The organism is Parendozoicomonas verongulae, assembly GCF_009711465.1.
In the GTDB taxonomy this organism is placed as follows: domain Bacteria; phylum Pseudomonadota; class Gammaproteobacteria; order Pseudomonadales; family Endozoicomonadaceae; genus Sansalvadorimonas; species Sansalvadorimonas verongulae.
In genome coordinates, this window is sequence record NZ_SMME01000702.1 from 4,655 (window position 1) to 5,088 (window position 434).

A 434-nucleotide genomic window follows, 5' to 3' on the forward strand; every position below is an offset into this window, starting at 1 on the left:
AGGTGAACACTCCCTGTGATAATAAGGAGATCGAGCTGGCCGTGGGCAGGCACCTCCAGATTATGGGGGGCAGGGACAATATGAAAACAGCCCTGGACATCTTTACCCAGCTGCGCACCCGGGCGGCCGGCGGGCAGCCGGGCATCCCCTGTAATGACAAGGAGATCGAACTGGCTCTGGGCAGGCTACTCCAGATTATGGGGGGCACGGACAACCTGAGACTGGCACTGGACATATTTACCCGGTTGCGCACTCAGGCGGCCAGAGGGCAAATGAACACTCCCTGTAATGACAAGGACATTGAACTGGCTCTGGGGATACACCTTCAGCTTATGGGAGGTCTGGACAACCAAAAAGCAGCCCTGGACATCTTTACTCAGCTGCGTACCCGGGCCGCCGGTGGCCAGGCGAACACCCCCTGTAATGATAAGGAT

1 protein-coding gene is annotated in these 434 nt (G+C 57.6%); it reads left to right on the forward strand.

What is annotated here, in order from left to right; genetic code table 11:
- The coding region (locus tag E1189_RS23435) for a hypothetical protein (protein WP_196221140.1) at window positions 1-434 on the forward strand (434 nt) is incomplete at both ends.